The 17679-nt window shown below is 52.2% G+C and carries 19 protein-coding genes; 18 read left to right on the forward strand and 1 reads right to left on the reverse strand.

Going from position 1 to position 17679, the window contains the following annotated elements:
* Window positions 1-142 precede the first annotated feature (142 nt).
* From ACSFXJ_RS11280 to ACSFXJ_RS11300, 5 genes are all read left to right on the forward strand, one after another.
* Entirely contained in the window at window positions 143-685 is a 543-nt protein-coding gene (locus ACSFXJ_RS11280; protein ID WP_435925288.1) for a ubiquinol-cytochrome c reductase iron-sulfur subunit, read from the forward strand.
* Between the two features lie 16 nt (window positions 686-701).
* Window positions 702-1373 carry a menaquinol-cytochrome c reductase cytochrome b subunit gene (qcrB, locus tag ACSFXJ_RS11285; RefSeq protein WP_435925289.1) on the forward strand — a complete coding sequence of 224 codons (672 nt, stop codon included), beginning with the start codon at window positions 702-704 and terminating at the stop codon, window positions 1371-1373.
* A gap of 24 nt (window positions 1374-1397) precedes the next feature.
* Window positions 1398-2273 (forward strand): c-type cytochrome, encoded by an 876-nt coding sequence (locus ACSFXJ_RS11290; RefSeq protein ID WP_435925291.1) that lies wholly within the window; start codon window positions 1398-1400, stop codon window positions 2271-2273.
* Window positions 2274-2357: 84 nt separating this feature from the next.
* Window positions 2358-2993, forward strand: a complete 636-nt coding sequence (locus ACSFXJ_RS11295) for a DUF1405 domain-containing protein (protein ID WP_435925293.1) — start codon at window positions 2358-2360, stop codon at window positions 2991-2993.
* 45 nt (window positions 2994-3038) lie between these two features.
* Window positions 3039-3947 carry a sporulation protein YpjB gene (locus tag ACSFXJ_RS11300; protein WP_435925294.1) on the forward strand — a complete coding sequence of 303 codons (909 nt, stop codon included), beginning with the start codon at window positions 3039-3041 and terminating at the stop codon, window positions 3945-3947.
* 47 nt (window positions 3948-3994) lie between these two features.
* On the opposite strand, the gene ACSFXJ_RS11305 is transcribed toward ACSFXJ_RS11300, so the two are convergent.
* Window positions 3995-4858: a YitT family protein gene (locus ACSFXJ_RS11305; RefSeq protein WP_435925296.1), complete on the reverse strand. Its 864-nt coding sequence runs from the start codon at window positions 4856-4858 to the stop codon at window positions 3995-3997.
* A 152-nt stretch (window positions 4859-5010) separates the two neighbouring features.
* On the opposite strand from ACSFXJ_RS11305, the gene ACSFXJ_RS11310 reads away from it, so the two are divergent.
* The 13 genes from ACSFXJ_RS11310 to dinG all read left to right on the forward strand — a co-directional run bounded on the left by ACSFXJ_RS11310 (window position 5011) and on the right by dinG (window position 17643).
* Window positions 5011-5343: a nucleotide pyrophosphohydrolase gene (locus tag ACSFXJ_RS11310; protein WP_435925298.1), complete on the forward strand. Its 333-nt coding sequence runs from the start codon at window positions 5011-5013 to the stop codon at window positions 5341-5343.
* 51 nt (window positions 5344-5394) lie between these two features.
* On the forward strand, window positions 5395-5937 hold the full coding sequence (locus ACSFXJ_RS11315) for a tetratricopeptide repeat protein (protein WP_435925299.1): 543 nt from the start codon (window positions 5395-5397) through the stop codon (window positions 5935-5937).
* Between the two features lie 29 nt (window positions 5938-5966).
* A complete protein-coding gene (gene dapB / locus ACSFXJ_RS11320; protein ID WP_435925301.1) occupies window positions 5967-6770 on the forward strand; it encodes a 4-hydroxy-tetrahydrodipicolinate reductase in 804 nt (267 codons plus the stop codon).
* Window positions 6771-6788: 18 nt separating this feature from the next.
* Complete coding sequence (mgsA, locus tag ACSFXJ_RS11325; RefSeq protein ID WP_435925302.1) at window positions 6789-7211, forward strand: methylglyoxal synthase; 423 nt, start codon at window positions 6789-6791, stop codon at window positions 7209-7211.
* Window positions 7208-7921 (forward strand): bacillithiol biosynthesis deacetylase BshB1, encoded by a 714-nt coding sequence (bshB1, locus tag ACSFXJ_RS11330; protein WP_435925304.1) that lies wholly within the window; start codon window positions 7208-7210, stop codon window positions 7919-7921. Before mgsA ends, bshB1 begins: the two co-directional genes overlap by 4 nt.
* Before the next feature lie 45 nt (window positions 7922-7966).
* On the forward strand, window positions 7967-9121 hold the full coding sequence (gene bshA / locus ACSFXJ_RS11335; protein ID WP_435925306.1) for an N-acetyl-alpha-D-glucosaminyl L-malate synthase BshA: 1155 nt from the start codon (window positions 7967-7969) through the stop codon (window positions 9119-9121).
* Between the two features lie 54 nt (window positions 9122-9175).
* Window positions 9176-10495 carry a CCA tRNA nucleotidyltransferase gene (locus ACSFXJ_RS11340; RefSeq protein ID WP_435925308.1) on the forward strand — a complete coding sequence of 440 codons (1320 nt, stop codon included), beginning with the start codon at window positions 9176-9178 and terminating at the stop codon, window positions 10493-10495.
* Entirely contained in the window at window positions 10482-11453 is a 972-nt protein-coding gene (locus tag ACSFXJ_RS11345; RefSeq protein ID WP_435925310.1) for a biotin--[acetyl-CoA-carboxylase] ligase, read from the forward strand. The genes ACSFXJ_RS11340 and ACSFXJ_RS11345 overlap by 14 nt, the downstream gene beginning before the upstream one ends.
* A gap of 298 nt (window positions 11454-11751) precedes the next feature.
* On the forward strand, window positions 11752-12621 hold the full coding sequence (gene panB, locus ACSFXJ_RS11350; protein WP_435925312.1) for a 3-methyl-2-oxobutanoate hydroxymethyltransferase: 870 nt from the start codon (window positions 11752-11754) through the stop codon (window positions 12619-12621).
* Window positions 12618-13523, forward strand: coding sequence for a pantoate--beta-alanine ligase (gene panC / locus ACSFXJ_RS11355; RefSeq protein WP_435925314.1), 906 nt, complete (start codon window positions 12618-12620; stop codon window positions 13521-13523). Before panB ends, panC begins: the two co-directional genes overlap by 4 nt.
* Window positions 13516-13899 carry an aspartate 1-decarboxylase gene (gene panD / locus ACSFXJ_RS11360; protein WP_435925316.1) on the forward strand — a complete coding sequence of 128 codons (384 nt, stop codon included), beginning with the start codon at window positions 13516-13518 and terminating at the stop codon, window positions 13897-13899. Before panC ends, panD begins: the two co-directional genes overlap by 8 nt.
* Window positions 13900-14005: 106 nt before the next feature.
* Window positions 14006-14632: a tetratricopeptide repeat protein gene (locus ACSFXJ_RS11365; RefSeq protein ID WP_435925318.1), complete on the forward strand. Its 627-nt coding sequence runs from the start codon at window positions 14006-14008 to the stop codon at window positions 14630-14632.
* A gap of 149 nt (window positions 14633-14781) precedes the next feature.
* On the forward strand, window positions 14782-17643 hold the full coding sequence (gene dinG / locus ACSFXJ_RS11370) for an ATP-dependent DNA helicase DinG (protein ID WP_435925319.1): 2862 nt from the start codon (window positions 14782-14784) through the stop codon (window positions 17641-17643).
* Window positions 17644-17679: the final 36 nt, after the last annotated feature.

Below are 17679 nucleotides of genomic sequence, written 5' to 3' on the forward strand. Positions count from 1 at the left end.
ATGTGTCAAATTCTTGACGCTCTCAGAAGGCTAATATATTATAAATATGTCTTGCACATTAGTGTGATAATTGTCATTGAAAACGAAGAAAGACCAAGAAGAACGGAGAAAGAATTGGTTGGCAAAGGGGGTTGAAGACAGTATGAGCAATCAGCACGAAGAGCATGAAGCATCGCATAAACCGCCCGTACGTAAGGAAATGTCCCGTCGGCAATTTCTTACATATACACTGGGAGGCGCTACCGCCTTTATGGCTGCGGGCGTGACGCTACCAATGGTTCGTTTTGCCGTTGATCCGATTTTGCAGAAGAAGAACGAAGGCGCTTTTGTGAAGGTGGTTGAGGTAAGTAAAATCACAAACGAGCCTCAGGAATTCAACTTCGAATTGAAGCAGCAGGACGGATGGTACTTAAGCACAGCGAGTCTCACGGCATGGATTCGCAAAGACGAGAGCGGGAAAATTTATGCGCTTTCACCGATCTGTAAGCATTTGGGCTGCACGGTCGGCTGGAATAACGACAAGAACTATCCGGATGAGTATCATTGCCCTTGCCACGGCGCGCATTATACGAAGGAAGGAAAACAGCTTGCCGTAGCGTCGAAACCGCTCGACGAATATAAGGTGATGCTGAAGGACGATTGGGTTTACTTGGGAGAAATCATCCCGAATACCATCGTGAAATAAGGAGGCGTAGATTCGGATGTTTAAAAATGTTTACAACTGGATTGACGAACGTCTTGACATCACGCCGATCTGGAGAGATGTTGCCGATCATGAAGTGCCGGAACACGTTAACCCGGCCCATCATTTTTCGGCGTTTGTATACTGCTTCGGCGGTCTGACGTTTTTTATCACAGTAATCCAGATTCTGTCGGGAATGTTTTTGACCATGTATTATGTTCCCGATATCATTAATGCCTATAACAGTGTCGAGTACCTGCAAACTCAGGTCGCATTCGGACAAATCGTACGGGGGATGCATCACTGGGGAGCGAGCTTGGTCATCGTTATGATGTTCCTGCACACGTTGCGCGTTTTCTTCACAGGTTCATACAAAGCGCCGCGTGAAATGAACTGGGTTGTCGGCATGCTCATCTTCTTCGTCATGATCGGACTCGGTTTGACGGGATACCTGCTTCCTTGGGATAACAAAGCTTACTTTGCAACCAAGGTTACGCTGGAAATTGCAAACTCCGTCCCTGTGTTGGGACCGGTCATTAAGGAATTGCTGCAAGGCGGTACGATCGTCGGCGCCGAAACGCTGACGCGCTTTTTCGCCATTCACGTGTTCTTCCTTCCGGCCGTGCTGCTGATCCTTCTGGTGGGACACTTTATCATGATCCGCAGACAGGGGATTTCCGGCCCGCTGTAATAAATTAAGAAGGGAGGCATTCACATGGCTCATGGAGACAAATCGAAACAGGAAAAGGTCGTATTTGTCGGAGATTCCCGCGTCCGCAAAGGTAAAGGGTTTATCACACCTCCCGACTATACGGCTTACCCGGGTAAATCGGAGGCCTTTATTCCGAACTTTTTGCTTAAGGAATGGATGGTAGGGGTTGTCGTTCTCGTCGGCTTTCTCGTACTGACCATTTCGGAACCGGCTCCGCTGGGCTTCCCGGCGAATCCGAGCGCTTCGGTAATTCCGATGCCGGACTGGTACTTCCTGTTCCTGTACCAATATTTGAAATATCCTTATGCTTCCGGTGACTATGTCGTCCTCGGAACATTGGGAATCCCGACCGTCGCTTTCGGGGCGTTGCTGCTAGCACCGTTTTTGGACCGTGGCAAGGAACGCCGGTTTTACAAACGTCCGATTGCATCCGCGTTGATGTTCCTCTCGCTGGTTTCGTTGGTTTACCTGACGAACTTTGCTTGGACGCATTACAAGCATGAGCTGGAAGCTTCCGGTACGCAACCGGAGCATATCCAACGCGAAGAAAAGGCAAGGGAAAACCGTGAGAAAGGCTTGCCGACTTCAAACGCGATCAAGACGGAAGAAATCGCGATCGTCGATAAGGATGATCCCGCGATGGAAACCTACAAAACCGCGACATGCATCACTTGTCATGCGGCCGATTTGAAAGGTGCGGCAGGACCTTCATTGCGAGGCGTTGGCGACAAGCACAGCAAGGAAGAGATCCTGACGATCATCAAGGAAGGCTACAACAACATGCCTCCGATGTATCAAGCCGCCATCGGCGCGGGCTTAACGGATCAAGATGTCGACCATTTGGCCGAATGGCTTGCGAAACAAAAAGCCGAACAGTAAAATAGAAGAAAGTGAAAACCTGATCGTGCTGCGGTCAGGTTTTTTTTAATCTTTCATCTTTACATATCGAAATGGGGTAGAAGCTTGAAATTATCCTTCTTCTGGAGCCGCGAATTTTTGACTTCCAAAAGCATGCTGTGGTTATTGTTTATTTGCAACCTGCTGGGAACGGTTTACGGTTATATTTGGTATGACGGCCAGTTACGGTACACCTGGGAACATCATGCGAAATGGCAGCTTGTGTTTGTCCCGGACAGTCCTACGGCCAGCTTATTCTTTACCTTATCCCTTCTGTTCCTGCTGTTCCCTGTCTTGGATAAATGGAGAGGGCTCCGAACATTGATCGAGGGGCTGGCGGTCGTAACCAGCGTGAAATACGGGATTTGGGCGGTAAGCATGATCTTTGCGGGGGCAGCCCAAGGCGGAGACCTCATCTGGCAGGATTGGATGCTTGTATGCTCGCATCTGGCCATGGCTGTTGAAGCGCTTTTGTTTGTCCGTATGTACAAATTCGGGGCAGGTATGCTTCTTTGCGCAGGGGCTTGGACGCTGCTGAACGATACGGTGGATTATACTTACGGCGTGTATCCTTGGCTTCCGGAAACCTTGTGGGACGATGTATCTGCGGTTATGGTATTCACGGTATGCCTGACATTGGCCAGCATCGCCGCCGGCTGGTTGGCGATGAAGTCGGCCGGTAGAAAGAAAGCGAAGTTCTAAGCGCGGACAACCCGCCATACCATGTTGGTAAGGAGGGGATTGTCCGTGGGTGCAGCGAAAAGAAAATGGTTATGGTCCATATTGATTTGTATTTCGGTGCTCGCCGGCGGATTGCTGCCGCAGAGCCGTTTATACGCCTCAGCGGAGGCGTCCGGCGGGTCGCCTTCAGAGGAAGCAAGGATTCAGGAGCGCGAGCGCAAAGAAAGACTGGCAAGGTTTGAACAGGCAGCTGAGGAACTATACCGGAATATGCAAGAAGTGAATCCTCAAGCGGCCCTTCAAAATATGGAGCTGCTCACCGATTCTTTGGAAGGCCTTTCCTTTAAAGGCTTGACCTCGGTGGAAGGAATTCACGCTCTGGCGGAGAGCATTATGGAAGTGCGCGAAACGCTGGTCAACGTCCGGATTTCCCGGGAGGATTGGAGCGAGTCATCCGCAAGGCTCAGGTTGGCCGTCAACAGCTTGACTCACAAGGATAAAGCGTTATGGCTGCAATATTATAAGGTCATGTCGGATGATCTGGACTCCATGGAAAAAGGGAGAGCCCAAGGCAGTCAGGCCTTAGTCAGGGAAGCCTATCTATCGTTAAAATCGCATTACGAGGTAATACGGCCCGCCGCGGTCATTCGAAGAGACGCATCCGGGATTAACCGTTTTGATACCTGGATGTCTTATGCGGATCGGCTGAGCGGCGAAAATGCCATGGATGAAAAAGCCTTGGGCGCTGCTTTGGATCAGGCGGATGGACTACTAAAGGAGTTATTCGGCCGGAGAGCGGATGAGCCTGTCTTTTTTCCGATAACGGGCTACGGAGATCCATGGAATTGGGGACTGTTGATCGGCGGCTGGATCGTACTTGCGCTGGTATATGCGGGACTTCGTAAATATCGGGCGGATCAGGCGGTCATGTCGGTGCACGGCAAAAAAGACAGAGCGGACAGTTACAGGTTTTAAATAAACAAAACCGCAGGGCATATTTATTGCCCCGCGGTTTTTGTTCGTTACTCTTCCCTAAAACCTTCCCCATGAACGTCATGGACATCGCTGATAATAATGAATGCCCGGGGATCGACGGATTTGGCGATTTCCGTGAGCCTCCGGATCTCCTGACGGGATACGACGCAGTATGCCATGTACTTCGATTGCTTGGAATAGGCCCCGATGGCCGGGATCAGGGTGACTCCGCGTTCCATCTCTTTCGTAATGATTTCAGCCATATCGGGCGCATGATCGCTAATGATCGTCAACGCTTTGGCCGAATAAGCCCCTTCCTGGATAAAGTCGATCACTTTCGACGCGATAAATACGGCGACGAGCGTGTAGAGAATGTTCTCTTTGTCTACATAAAATAGCGACAACCCGATGATGATGATATCGATCGTCAAAATGACCTGACCCATGCTGAAGCCGAATTTGCGGCCCAGAATCCGGGCAACGATGTCCGACCCCCCTGTCGTGCCGCCGAACCGGAAAACGATGCCGAGCCCGGCACCGAGCGTGACCCCCGCGTATAGAGAAGCGAGAATAAAATCGGTTTTAAACGTTTCGATCCAGCCGGATTCTATCATTTTTTCGAAAATCCAAAGAAAAAAAGACAAGGATCCGATCCCGATTCCGGTATAAATGATCTGACGGCCCCCGAGAATTTTCCACCCGAGCAGAAATAGCGGAATGTTAAGAATTAAGTTGGATAGCGACGGCGATATGCCGAAAGCATACTTCAGCAGGATCGTTACCCCGGTAACGCCGCCCTCCATCAATTGATTGGGTATAATAAAATAGAGTAGTCCGAAGGCATAGATAGCGGTGCCGAGCAGTATCGGCAGTATCGTTTTCAAGTAGCCTTCCACTTTGCTGCTGTTCATTTCGATTGATCCCTCGCCCTGTCGTTGTGGTTGGTTATTTTTACATTCCATACTAGTATACCTTCTTCCGTGGAGATTAAAAAAGGATTTGTTTTCAAATGGGCTTTACGTTAACATAGGGATGAAACAGACTTAAGACGGAGGGATCGCTCTTGAAGGAAAAGTCTCTCGCAGAGCTTCAGAGGGAAGTCGACCGGTACATATCCCAGTTTAAAGAAGGCTATTTCAGTCCTCTGTCGATGCTGGCCCGGATGAGCGAGGAAGTCGGGGAGCTGGCACGGGAAGTGAATCATACCTTCGGCGAAAAACCGAAGAAAGCGGATGAAGCCGACAATTCCATCGAGCTGGAGCTCGGAGATATTTTGTTCATTACGATCTGTTTTGCCAACTCGCTTGGCATAGATCTGACGGAGGCGCATGATAAAGTCATGCATAAATTCAATACCCGGGACGCGGATCGTTGGACGAAAAAGGACACCGAATAGGTCCTTGCATCATATGCTGTAGCAAATCACCCATGAAATGGGGGGCGGCATATGAAGGCGGAGGATTATTTAAAAAAAGCTTACCGCAGCATCTACGAAAATGATTTTGAGCAGGCGATCCAGTGGTTTGAACAGGCGCTTGCCCTGGAACCGGACAATGCGGATATTCATTACCGCTGTTCCATCACCTGCGCCCGGAGCAACCGGCTGGAGAAAGCAATGGCCCATGCCCGCTTGGCTTCGGCGCTGGAGCCGGAGCAGGAAGAGTTCAAACTGCACTTTGACCGCATGCAGTCCAAAGAATTGACTATGATGGCCAAACGGCTGTTGGAAGGGGATGGCTCCGCGAATGAAGCCAATCCGCCAAGATCGGCCCCGGCGGCTTCGTCCGCGGCAAATTTGCTGGAACGGGCGGTTCATTTGGATCCGCTCTCCGTAGATGCCCAGGCCTGGCTGGCCATTGCCTATACCGAGCTGGGAAAGTACGAATCAGCGTTTCAAGCTTTGACGGAAGCGGCCGCGTTGCCGCAAGACGAGTCTACCGCCAAACAACTGCGGGAGTTAACGCAACGAATCAAGAAATATATGAATTAATCATTATTCCAGAGAATCGGGGGATCAAGATGGGAGACAAGATTAGAGTAGCTGTTGCGGGAGCGGCCGGCAGAATGGGAAAAGAGGTCGTAAAAATGGTCCTTACGGACCCGGACCTGGAGCTGGTGGCAGCCATCAGCATCAGCGACGAAGGGGCCGATGCGGGTACGATCGCAGGCATGCCCGCATGCGGCGTAAACATAACATCGGACCTCGAACTGGCGCTTGTGGAACAAAAGCCGCAGGTGCTGGTCGATTTTACGACGCCGGCGTCCGTTTATTCGAATACAGAGTTGGCGATTAAGCACGGAGTAGCTCCGGTGGTCGGGACGACCGGCTTCACGCCGGAGCAAATCGAACTTCTGGACAAGCAGTGCCGGGACAAAGGCATAGGCGGATTGATCGCTCCGAATTTTTCGATCGGCGCCATTCTGATGATGAAGTTTGCCGCACAGGCGGCGAAGTATTTTCCACATCTCGAAATTATTGAATATCATGGAGATCAGAAGCTGGACGCCCCGTCGGGGACGGCGATCAAAACCGCGGAGCTGATCGCGCAGAACCGGGAAGAAATCCGTCAAGGAAACCCGAAGGAAGAAGAGACGATCGAAGGTTCAAGAGGCGGTTATTATAACGGCTTCCGGATTCACAGCGTCCGTCTTCCGGGCGTATTTGCGCAGCAGGAGGTCGTTTTCGGGGGCTTCGGACAGACGCTGAAAATTCGTCACGATTCCTACGATCGCGCAGGCTATATGCCAGGCGTCAATTTGGCGATCAAACGGGTGCTGGAATATCAAGGAATGATCTACGGATTTGACCATTTTGTGGACTGATAAGGGGAGCATAAGAAGATGTTGAATGTAGCGTTTATCGCCCATGACCGTAAAAAAGATGATCTCGTCAATTTTGCCGTTGCTTATGAGCATGTATTTAAGGATAAAAAATTATATTCGACCGGCACGACCGGCATGAGAATCATGGAAGCCACGAGTTTGAAGATTCACCGTTTTTTGTCCGGTCCGCTCGGCGGAGACCAGCAGATCGGATCATTGATCGCGCAAAACGAGATGGACCTTGTTTTGTTTTTCCGCGACCCGCTGATGGCGCAACCGCATGAACCGGATATTACCGCATTGCTTCGTCTTTGCGATGTGCACGGCATTCCGGTGGCGACGAATTTGGCGACGGCGGAAATTTTGGTCCGGGCGCTGGACCGGGGTGATTTTGCTTGGCGCGAGCTCGTGGAACAAAACAAACCGGGGCTGGGACAATGAGCGAAAAACTGGATTTCCTTATTTTCGGAGCCCATGCCGACGATGCGGAAATCGGGATGGCCGGCACGATCGCCAAGCATGCCGCAGCCGGATTCCGTATCGGTTTATGCGATTTGACCGAAGCGGAGCTTTCTTCAAACGGCAATGTCGAGCTCAGAAAACAGGAAGCCGCTGAGGCGGCCGAAGCCCTTGGCGTGGCGGTAAGGCTTAATCTGGGCTTGCCGGATCGCGGCCTAACGGGCTCGCCGGAGCAAATCGCCACGGTGACCGAAGTCATCCGCGAATATAAGCCGGCCGTAATTTTCGCACCTTACTGGGAAGACCGTCACCCGGATCACATAGCTTGCAGCAAGTTGATCGAACAAGCCGCTTTCAATGCCAAGCTGCGCCGGTACATGCCGGACAAGCCGGCCATTCAAGAACCTGAAGTTTATTTTTATTTCATCAATGACTGGAAGACACCTGATTTGCTGGTGGACGTCACGGATGTTTATCCGATTAAAGAAAAAGCTCTCGGCAGCTACCGTTCGCAATTCGGTCAGGCATCGGAAGATGAAGATAGAACAGCAACCCCCTTGACGCAAGGGTATGTGGAACGAGTCAAGGCCAGGGATGCGCTGCTCGGACAGCGAAAACTGATACCATACGCGGAAGGTTTTGCGGTAAAAACACCTTATCTGGTCAATCTTTTCGGGTCAAGGCGAACATAGACTGTTATACGAGTGCACATGAACTTAAAAGGAGGCCCCCGCCTTATGGACCCATTTTTGAAAATAGGCATCACCTGCTATCCGACGCTCGGAGGCTCGGGGGTGGTTGCGACCGAACTGGGGAAGCTGCTTGCGGAAAAAGGACATGAAGTCCATTTCATTTCCCACAGCGTCCCTTTTCGGCTCGGCAGTTTTCACAAGAACATCAAATATCACGAGGTAGAGGTTAGCGATTATTATGTGTTCCGCTATCCTCCTTATGATTTGTCGCTGGCCACGAAAATGGCTCATGTCGCCAAATCGCAGAACCTGGATGTCCTGCACGTTCATTACGCCGTACCTCATGCGGTTTGCGCTTTTTTGGCCAAACAGATGGTCGGAGACCAACTGAAGGTCGTAACGACGCTGCACGGCACGGATATTACCGTGCTTGCCCAGGATGAATCCTTGAAGGATTTGATCCGCCTGGCGATTAACGAAAGCGATGCGGTGACATCGGTTTCCCGCGATTTGATCCGGGAGACGCGCGAGGTTCTGGACATTACGCGTGACATCGATTTGACGTACAATTTCGTGGATGAAAGGGAATATTATCCTCGGAAGGTCTGCGCATGCCGCCAGGATTTCGCCAAGCCGGAAGAAAAAGTGCTCATGCATATTTCCAACTTCAGACCGGTAAAAAGGGTAAGCGATGTCGTGGACGTCTTTGAAAAAGTGAACCGTCAGGTTCCTTCCAAGCTTCTGTTTGTCGGCGAAGGGCCGGACCTGCCGAAGGTGCAGTGGAAGATCAAGGAGATGGGACTCGAGGATCGGGTTCATTTTCTGGGTAAGCAGGATGATATCGCCCAGGTCATTTCAATGGCGGATGTTCTGTTGCTCCCTTCCGAAAAAGAGAGCTTCGGGCTCGTCGCGCTAGAAGCGATGGCATGCGGGATCCCTACGGTCGGATCGGTGGCCGGAGGCATTCCCGAACTGGTCGCCCACGGAGAGACCGGGTTTCTTGCTCCGATCGGGGATACCAACGCAATGGCGGAGTACTGCATATCCCTGTTCAAGGATCCCAAGCTAGCGGAACGCATTCGGCAAGCGTGCCTGGACCGCGCCAAAAACGAATTCAGCAGCGAAATTATCACCTCGGTCTACGAATCGATCTATTACCGGGTACTGGAGCGGAAAGTGCCAAGCTTTAACCGGGCCTGAGGATCATTTGGAACCGGGCTTTCCCATGAAATGAACGGTTGGAGGTTACAAATCATGAACCGCTGGAAGATGGTAGACCCCCTGATGCGTCGTCAGGGGGAAGCGGTGTTGCGCCGACTTACGGAATCCGGTCATGAAGCCTATTTCGTCGGCGGCTGCGTGCGCGACGAGCTGATGGGCAGGCCGGTTCACGATATGGACATCGCCACTTCGGCCCGGCCGGAGGAAGTGATCGCCTTATTCGATCGCACGGTGCCGACAGGGCTTCAGCACGGTACGGTCACGGTCATCATGGACGGACATCCCTACGAAGTGACGACGTTTCGTAAAGAATCGGCATATGAGGATCACCGGCGCCCTTCGAGCGTGGAGTTTGTAGACGCTCTACTGGAAGATTTGCGCCGCCGCGACTTTACGATGAACGCGATTGCCGCGGACGCAAACGGGGAATTGACAGACCCTTTCGGCGGCCAAGGCGACATCGCATCGGGGATCATCCGTTGCGTCGGCCGGGCCAAAGAACGGTTTGATGAAGATGCCCTCCGGATGGTCAGAGCGATCCGGTTTGCTTCCGTGTTCGGCTTCAGGCCGGTGAAAAGCCTATGGTCCGCCATGAGGAGCGGAAGAACGCATATTGCCTATATCGCTACGGAACGCATCCGTATAGAGTTTGAAAAAATGATGCTCGGCCCAAAGCCGCTCAGAGGACTTGCTTTGCTGCAACGCAGCGGCCTGCTGCAATACGTCAAGGCGCCGGTGCCAAAGACCGCTTTCGAAGCTCCCGAAAATGAAATTCACGATATCCGGCTCCAATCGATCGAAATTTGTCCGCCCGAACGTCCGGAATTAAGATGGTCGCTGCTTCTGCAGCGGCTTCGCGTTCCGGGAGAGAGCGCGGCGGATTTGATGAAGGCGTGGACGTTTTCCAACGCGGCTTCGCAAAGAACGTCAGAGATCATCCTTTTTGATGAAAGCTGGAGTGATCTTACAAGGGGGAGCGACGATCCGAAGGCTCTTCGAAAGGCATGGATCGAAATCCAGCTCCGATTCGGGAAGGAAGTCGCCGAAGGGTGGATCGTTCGCGAACAACGGCTCCTGCGGACCGAGCGCGAGCATGGCGACGGTTCTCCGAATCGCGGTCGACTGCTGCAAGAGGCGGAAAAATGGCATAAGGAGGTTCCCGTGCATACTTTGCGGGAAATTGCCATCCGCGGAGGAGACGTGATCAAGCATCTCGGGCAAAAAGGCGGACCCTGGCTTAGTCCATTGATGGATCGCCTGCTGCTGCAGGTTGCCGCGGGCGAACTCCCAAATGAGCGTGAGGCGCTTTTGGAACAAGCGAAAGTAGTGGTGAATGAACATGGAACATCATAAACTGCTGGATATGCTGAAAGAGCATCCCGGACAATTCATATCCGGCGAAGAGATCAGCCGGCGGCTGTCCATTAGCCGGGCAGCCGTTTGGAAGCAAATCAATAAACTGCGGGAAGAGGGCTATGAATTTGAAGCCGTTTCCCGCAAGGGATACCGTCTGGTTGGTTCTCCGGACAAGCTGGAGGCCCTAGCGATCCAAAAAGCGCTTCGAACGCGCATTTTCGGCAGGAAGCTAAAGCTTATGGATGTGACGACTTCGACCCAAGAGGAAGCGAGGCTGCTTGCGGAAGGCGGGGCCCAGGCAGGTACGGTGGTCATTGCCGAGGAACAGACCGTGGGGCGGGGACGCCAAGGCCGAAAATGGTATTCCCCGCCGCATAAAGGGATCTGGATGAGTCTGCTGCTCCGGCCGGAAAGGCCGTTATCCTTCGCGCCCCAACTCACTTTGCTGACCGCCGTTGCCGTCTGTCGGGCAGTCCGATCCGTAAGCGGCGTGAATGCGGGCATCAAGTGGCCGAACGATTTACTGGTCGACGGCAAAAAGATTTGCGGCATTTTGATCGAATCGGCCGGAGAAGATGAAATGATCAAATACTGCATCGCCGGGATCGGCATTGACGTCAATTTGACCCTCGAGGATATTCCCGAGGAGTTGCATCCGGTCGTTACGTCGCTGCAAATCGAAGCCGGCAGCAGTCAGAATCGATCCGAGCTGATCGGGGCTGTCCTAAACGAGCTGGAACAGCTATATGCCCTGTATGAAGAGGAGGGCTTTACGCCGATCAGACATTTATGGGAGGCGCTGTCTGTAACGCTCGGCAGACGGATATCCGTCAAAACCCCCCGTGGAGAAGTGTGGGGAAAGGCGGAGATGCTGGACGAATCCGGCGCGCTGGTTTTGTTGGACGAAAACGGCAACGAAATGACGATTTTCTCAGGCGATGTACAACTTGGTTGATGTAAAATCATTATTTTTTTGTTATACTGTCCTCATGAGGCGGTATCACGGATGCGAACTGCACTCATGAGGGCACACTACAATCAGTTGCTTTGCCTTTATGCAAAGCTACGGAGTTTGGCGCATATGACGTTGGATTCTGCTCTGAGCCGAAGAGGACCGAGACAGAAAGAACGAGCGAATAGCGACTCTTCTTTGGATTTCGGACCTTTTTAGTGCCTAACTAAAAGGTTTTTTTGTCGTGCCATAATTGATGTGGTATCCCGGCAAAGTAAACCAAAGGGAGATGGAAAGCAAGATGGTAGGAAAACAGGCATTGAACATTGTGAAAATGAAAAAAATGAAGCGGGACGGCGTACCGATCACGATGATCACCGCGTATGATTATCCTTCCGCACGGCTTGCGGAAGAAGCGGGGGTCGATGTGCTGCTTGTCGGCGACTCGCTTGGCAATGTGGTGCTGGGGTATGACTCGACGATTCCGGTTACGACCGAGGACATCGTATATCATACCCGGGCGGTTGCCAGAGGCGCGCAGCATACGTTTATCGTAGCCGACCTGCCGTTTATGACATATCACGGAAGCATCGACGAGACGCTGCGTACAGTCCGTCAGATTATGCAACACGGCGGCGCCCATGCCGTGAAAATGGAGGGCGGCGCGGAGATTGCGATGTCGGTTCAGGCCATTGTTCAGGCCGGCGTGCCGGTGCTGGGGCATATCGGGCTGACTCCGCAATCCGTGAACCAGATCGGCGGTTACCGCGTGCAGGGCAAGGATGAGCAGGACGCCCGGAGGCTGCTGGAGGATGCCAAGGCGTTGGAGCGGGCCGGCGTATTCGGCATCGTGCTGGAGCTGGTCACCGACGAAGTGGCCGCGGCAATTTCGAAGGAAATCAGCGTGCCTACGATCGGGATCGGAGCAGGAAGGGGCGTGGACGGGCAGGTGCTTGTTTTCCACGACTTGCTGAAATACACTCCGGAATACCGCGAGAAACGATTCGTCAAAACGTATGCCGACATCGGTGCCCAAATTCGCACCGGGATCGCAGAGTATGTGAATGATGTGAAAAATAAAGCTTTTCCGGAAGAAAAACACGTGTTCTCCGCCGAAGATGGCGTGCTTGAATCGTTATACGGAAAAGGGAAGGTGGAAGCCGGTCAATGAACGTATTCAGGGAAATCGGAGCCTTGAAAACATTTTTGAAACAAGAAAGAGTTCGCGGCGCCCGGGAAGGGAAGTTTCCGAAAACGGGTCTTGTCCCTACCATGGGATATTTGCATGAAGGCCATGCCAGCCTGCTCCGCCGGGCACGGCAGGAAAACGAGATCGTGGTGCTTAGCATTTTCGTCAACCCGATCCAATTCGGTCCGAATGAAGATTTCGAGCGTTATCCGCGGGATGAGGCGAAGGATTTGGCGCTCGCCGAACGTGAAGGGGTGGACGCGGTCTTTTTGCCGAGCGTGGAAGAAATGTACCCTCAGCCGACCAAGACTAAAATCAGAGTCGAGGGCTTGACGGAAGGGCTGTGCGGTGCCTCAAGACCGGGACATTTTGACGGCGTGACGACGGTAGTGGGCAAATTGCTTCACATCGTGGGGCCGACGAACGCTTATTTCGGACAAAAAGATGCCCAGCAAGCGGCCGTGATTGCTCAAATGGTTCAGGATCTCAACTTTGATGTCAGCATCGTGCCTTGCCCGATCGTACGCGAAAGCGACGGACTGGCGTTGAGCTCGCGAAACGTCTATTTAAGCGACGAAGAACGCAAAGCGGCCCTTGTTCTGTCAAGAAGCTTGCTTCGACTGCAGGCCTCCGTGGCAGCGGGAGACGGAATCATCACAGGCGAGGCGCGCAAAGCGATTGAGGAAGCGATTATGGCGGAGCCGCTGGCCGTCATCGATTATGTGGAAATCGTGCATTTTCCGGCGCTAGGCGCGGTGGAAGAAAACGCCTCCCTTCGGGATGTTGAAGGAGACGTTTTGGTGGCGCTGGCGGTAAAATTCGGGAAAACGCGTTTGATCGACAATGTCCTTTTAACGAAGAAGGGGGAAAATCTCCATGTATAGAACGATGATGAAATCAAAAATTCATCGGGCTACGGTCACCGAAGCGAATTTGAACTATATCGGCAGCATTACGATCGACGAAAGCCTGATGGAAGCGGCCGATTTGCTTGAAAACGAAAAAGTGCAAATCGTTAACAACAATAATGGGGCTCGGTTGGAAACCTACGTCATTCCCGGACCTCGCGGAAGCGGCGTCATCTGCCTGAACGGAGCGGCTGCGAGATTGGTTCAGCCCGGCGATAACGTCATCATTATTTCTTATGCCCAAATGTCGGCGGAAGAGCTGAAAACCCATAAACCGACGGTAGTGTTCGTGGATGAAAACAACCGTCCGGTTGAAACGGCCAGCCAGGAGCTGCACGCCACCGTCCGCTAACTGAGGCCCGCTATGCAATTACTGCCTGCGGGAATGAAATCGGCGCCCGAAACAAAAAATGAATACATGGCGCACTGATTTCATTTTCGTTAAAGGTGGGATGCGGATGATGTTTCAGCATATGTTTGCGGAAATGAATGAAATGTTGGATGATATCATAAAATTTTACCCGGTTGCCATCGGCGATCAAAAGCAGGAGCTGGCAAGGAAATGGCATCTGCTCAAAGCGATGAGCGACGGCATCATTGAAGAATGGCTGAACTTTGAAGAAAAAATGGCCGAATTCCGTCAAACCTGGGCCAGCTTGGCCGGCAGCTGCGAAATTCCCGAAATGAAATGCGGTGCGTTCGTAAAAGGGCAAGGCTATTACAAGCTGCTGATGTTCCGCCAGGCTCTGGAACAATTTCGCGCGGTGCTCGACGAGTTTCCGGACAGTGCCGTGGCTCGGACTTACCTGGCCATGTGCCATATGTATCTTGACGAGTGCGGGGAAGCCGTGCCGCATTTCTGGAAGGTGCTGGAGGGCACCGAAAATAAACGCCTCAGATCCATTATTTATAATGCGCTCGGATGCATCGAAGCGCAGCGGGGCGTTAGAACCAAAGCGAAGGAATATTTTACGCTGGCCCATGTTCACGACCCTTCGCTTGCGGAGCCGCTGGCAAACCTGGAGGCGTGCATGCACAGCTCCGGCAAGCTGAAATACGGGAATGAACTGACATCATTGTTGTAAGAACGAGGAGCGATGCTTAGTTTCCTAACAGGAACGCATCGCTTTTGTTTTGTCCTTCGGCCGGGAAGCCCCAAATGTGAACAATTTTCAAAACGGCCTACTTCTGTTATGCTTTAAAAGAGACTGGAACGAAAGGGACATATGAAGTAATGAAATATGCCGTACTCGATTTTGAAACGACAGGCAACCAGTCCTCTGATGTCATTATTCAAGTGGGGCTTGCCATTATAGATGATAGTTTGACGGTTTCCCGCGTTTTTCATTCTTATGTAAAACCGGGCATCCCGATCCCGCCGTTTATCACGAAACTGACCGGGATTACGGAAGATGACGTCAAAGATGCGCCGGAGCTGGATGAAGTTATGATGGAACTCGTCCCTTTGCTGGATGACGCCGTTCTCGTCGGCCATAATGTGGCTTTTGACTTCAACTATTTACAGAGCGCTCTGGATAAATCGGGATATTTGCCTTTTACCGGGCGGATTCTCGACACGATGGATTTTTTGAAAATCTTTTTTCCGTCGTTAACGACTTACCAGCTGGGCATGGTCGCCTCCGAATTCGGGGTGGAGCATGAACGTCCTCACCAGGCGGACAGCGATGCGCTTGCGACCGCGCTTATTTTTTTGAAGTGCCTGGAAGAATTGGCCGGATTACCCTTAATTGTCCTTCAACGGCTGGCGGATTTATTTGCCGGGGAGGATAGCGACTTGGGCTGGTTTTTTGATGCGATGCTGCAGGAAAGGCAGTTGAATTCGGAACCAAGTCCGGACGGGTTTACGTATTACCGTCAGTTCGCGCTTCAGGTAGACGACTGGATGGATATCGAGCCTGCGAGAAGCTCCATGCTTGGCAATCCGCTGCAGGACGTTTCGTTCGAACAGTTCATGGAGCAGGTCAAGGAACGGCTCAAGGAAAAGCTTCCGGACTATGAAGAACGCGAAGCGCAGAGTGTCATGCTCGGCGAAGTGAGCCGAGCTTTTGACGAGGACAAGCACCTGCTGGTCGAGGCGGGCACGGGAACGGGAAAGTCGCTGGGTTACTTGCTTCCGTCGATATATCATAGCGTGAAGCAGGACGAGAGGGTCATGGTCAGCACCCATACGATCAATCTGCAAGAGCAGTTAAGGGAAAGGGACATTCCTTTGCTGACCGAGGTCGTGCCGTTTCCGTTCCGCGCGGCCGTATTCAAAGGCAGACAACACTATTTGTGTTTGCGCAAATTTGAACATAAAATTAGTAGAAGAGATTTTGCCACACCGAAAGAAGAGGTGATGACGGCCGCGCAATTGATTGTGTGGCTGGCGCAGACGGAGACGGGGGATGACGAGGAACTCAACCTCGGCAACCGCGGCGGAGACTTCTGGGAAACGGTGGCCAGCGAATCTGATTCCTGTCTGGGACGCGCCTGCCCGTGGTTTCGTAAATGTTATTATCATAAGGCGAAGCATGAAGCCGGGGTGGCGGATGTGGTCATTACGAACCATTCCAAGCTATTCACGGACATTCAGGCAGGCCACCAGCTGCTTCCCGCCTATGAGCGGCTCGTCATTGACGAAGCGCATCATTTGGAGGATGTGGCGGGAAAACATCTCGGGTTGCAAATGAAATACTTCACGGTGGTTCATACGCTTACACGGCTTTATAAGGACAGCAAAACGGGGCAATTCCCGAACCTGAGAACCATGCTCCAGCAATCGGGCGCCGAAAAATCCGCGGAGTGGTGTTCCGTCATAGACAATCTGTATCCTTCCCTGCTCGATGTGAAAGAACATTGGGACCGGTTGTCGGAGCAGTTGTTTGCGCTTATGCCGGAACGCGGAGATGCTCCGCCGGGAGAGCCGGGCCAATTCGTTTATCGGCTTAGACCGGACAAGAAACCAAAGGGTTGGGACGCGCTCGTCGCTCTGGAAAACCAGATTTACGTCACGCTGGGCGATGTCCTGCGAAAAGGCGAAAAACTTTTGGCCGAATTGAAGGACGACGAACAGGATTTGGGCTACGAAAGCCTGATCACGGATATCAACGGGCTGCTTAAGGATCTTGGAACCGAACGCGACGCCTTGCGTTTCTTCATGAAGCTTGAGGATATCAATACCGTGTATTGGATCGAAGGAAACGGCAATTTCCGAAGCAAATCGCTGCAAATTTTTGCCGTTCCGATCGATGTCAGCGCGCAGTTAAAGGGCTATTTCTTTGATGTGAAAAAAAGCGTAGTCATGACCTCTGCTACTTTATCGGTCGATAAATCGTTCCAATATATGATCGACCAATTGGGCTTGACGGATGCCTCCGAGCAGGGAAAGCTGATTACGTCGATGCTCCCCTCCCCGTTCAATTACCGGGAACAGGCATTGCTTGTCATTCCGCGGGATTTTCCGAGCGTGAAGGGGAACGTGGGCGACGACCACTTTGTGAACACCCTGGTACGCTCCCTTGCGGATACGGCGGCCAAAACCAAAGGACGGATGCTGGTATTGTTCACCTCCTACCGGATGTTGAGGCAGGTGTACGACCCATTGAAGGAACTTCTGGCGGATGAAGGCATAACCGTGATCGGACAAGGCATGGACAGCGGTAGCCGAACCAAGCTGACCCGCCGTTTTCAAGGGCAAGAAGCATCCGTATTGCTAGGCACAAGCAGTTTTTGGGAAGGGGTGGACATCCCCGGGGAAGCTCTCACGTGTCTCGCGATTGTCCGACTGCCTTTTCAGCCGCCCAACCATCCGCTCGTGGAAGCGAAGAGCGAACGGCTTCAGCAGGAAAAGAAAAATCCTTTCATGAAGCTGTCCGTACCGCAAGCCGTCATCCGATTTAAGCAAGGCTTCGGACGACTGGTCCGTTCTTCTCAAGACCGCGGCATCGTGGTTGTTTATGATACACGCATCCTTGAATCATACTACGGTAAATACTTTTTGTATTCCTTGCCCGGACCGAAGATGGAGCATATGCCGCTTACGCAGATGGTTCCGCGCATATCGGAATGGCTGGACGCCGAAGACGGACAGTAATCGTTGTTCAAATCGTACCAATGAGGGGGAAATATA

The organism is Paenibacillus salivarius (genome assembly GCF_051307165.1).
GTDB lineage: Bacteria > Bacillota > Bacilli > Paenibacillales > Paenibacillaceae > Fontibacillus.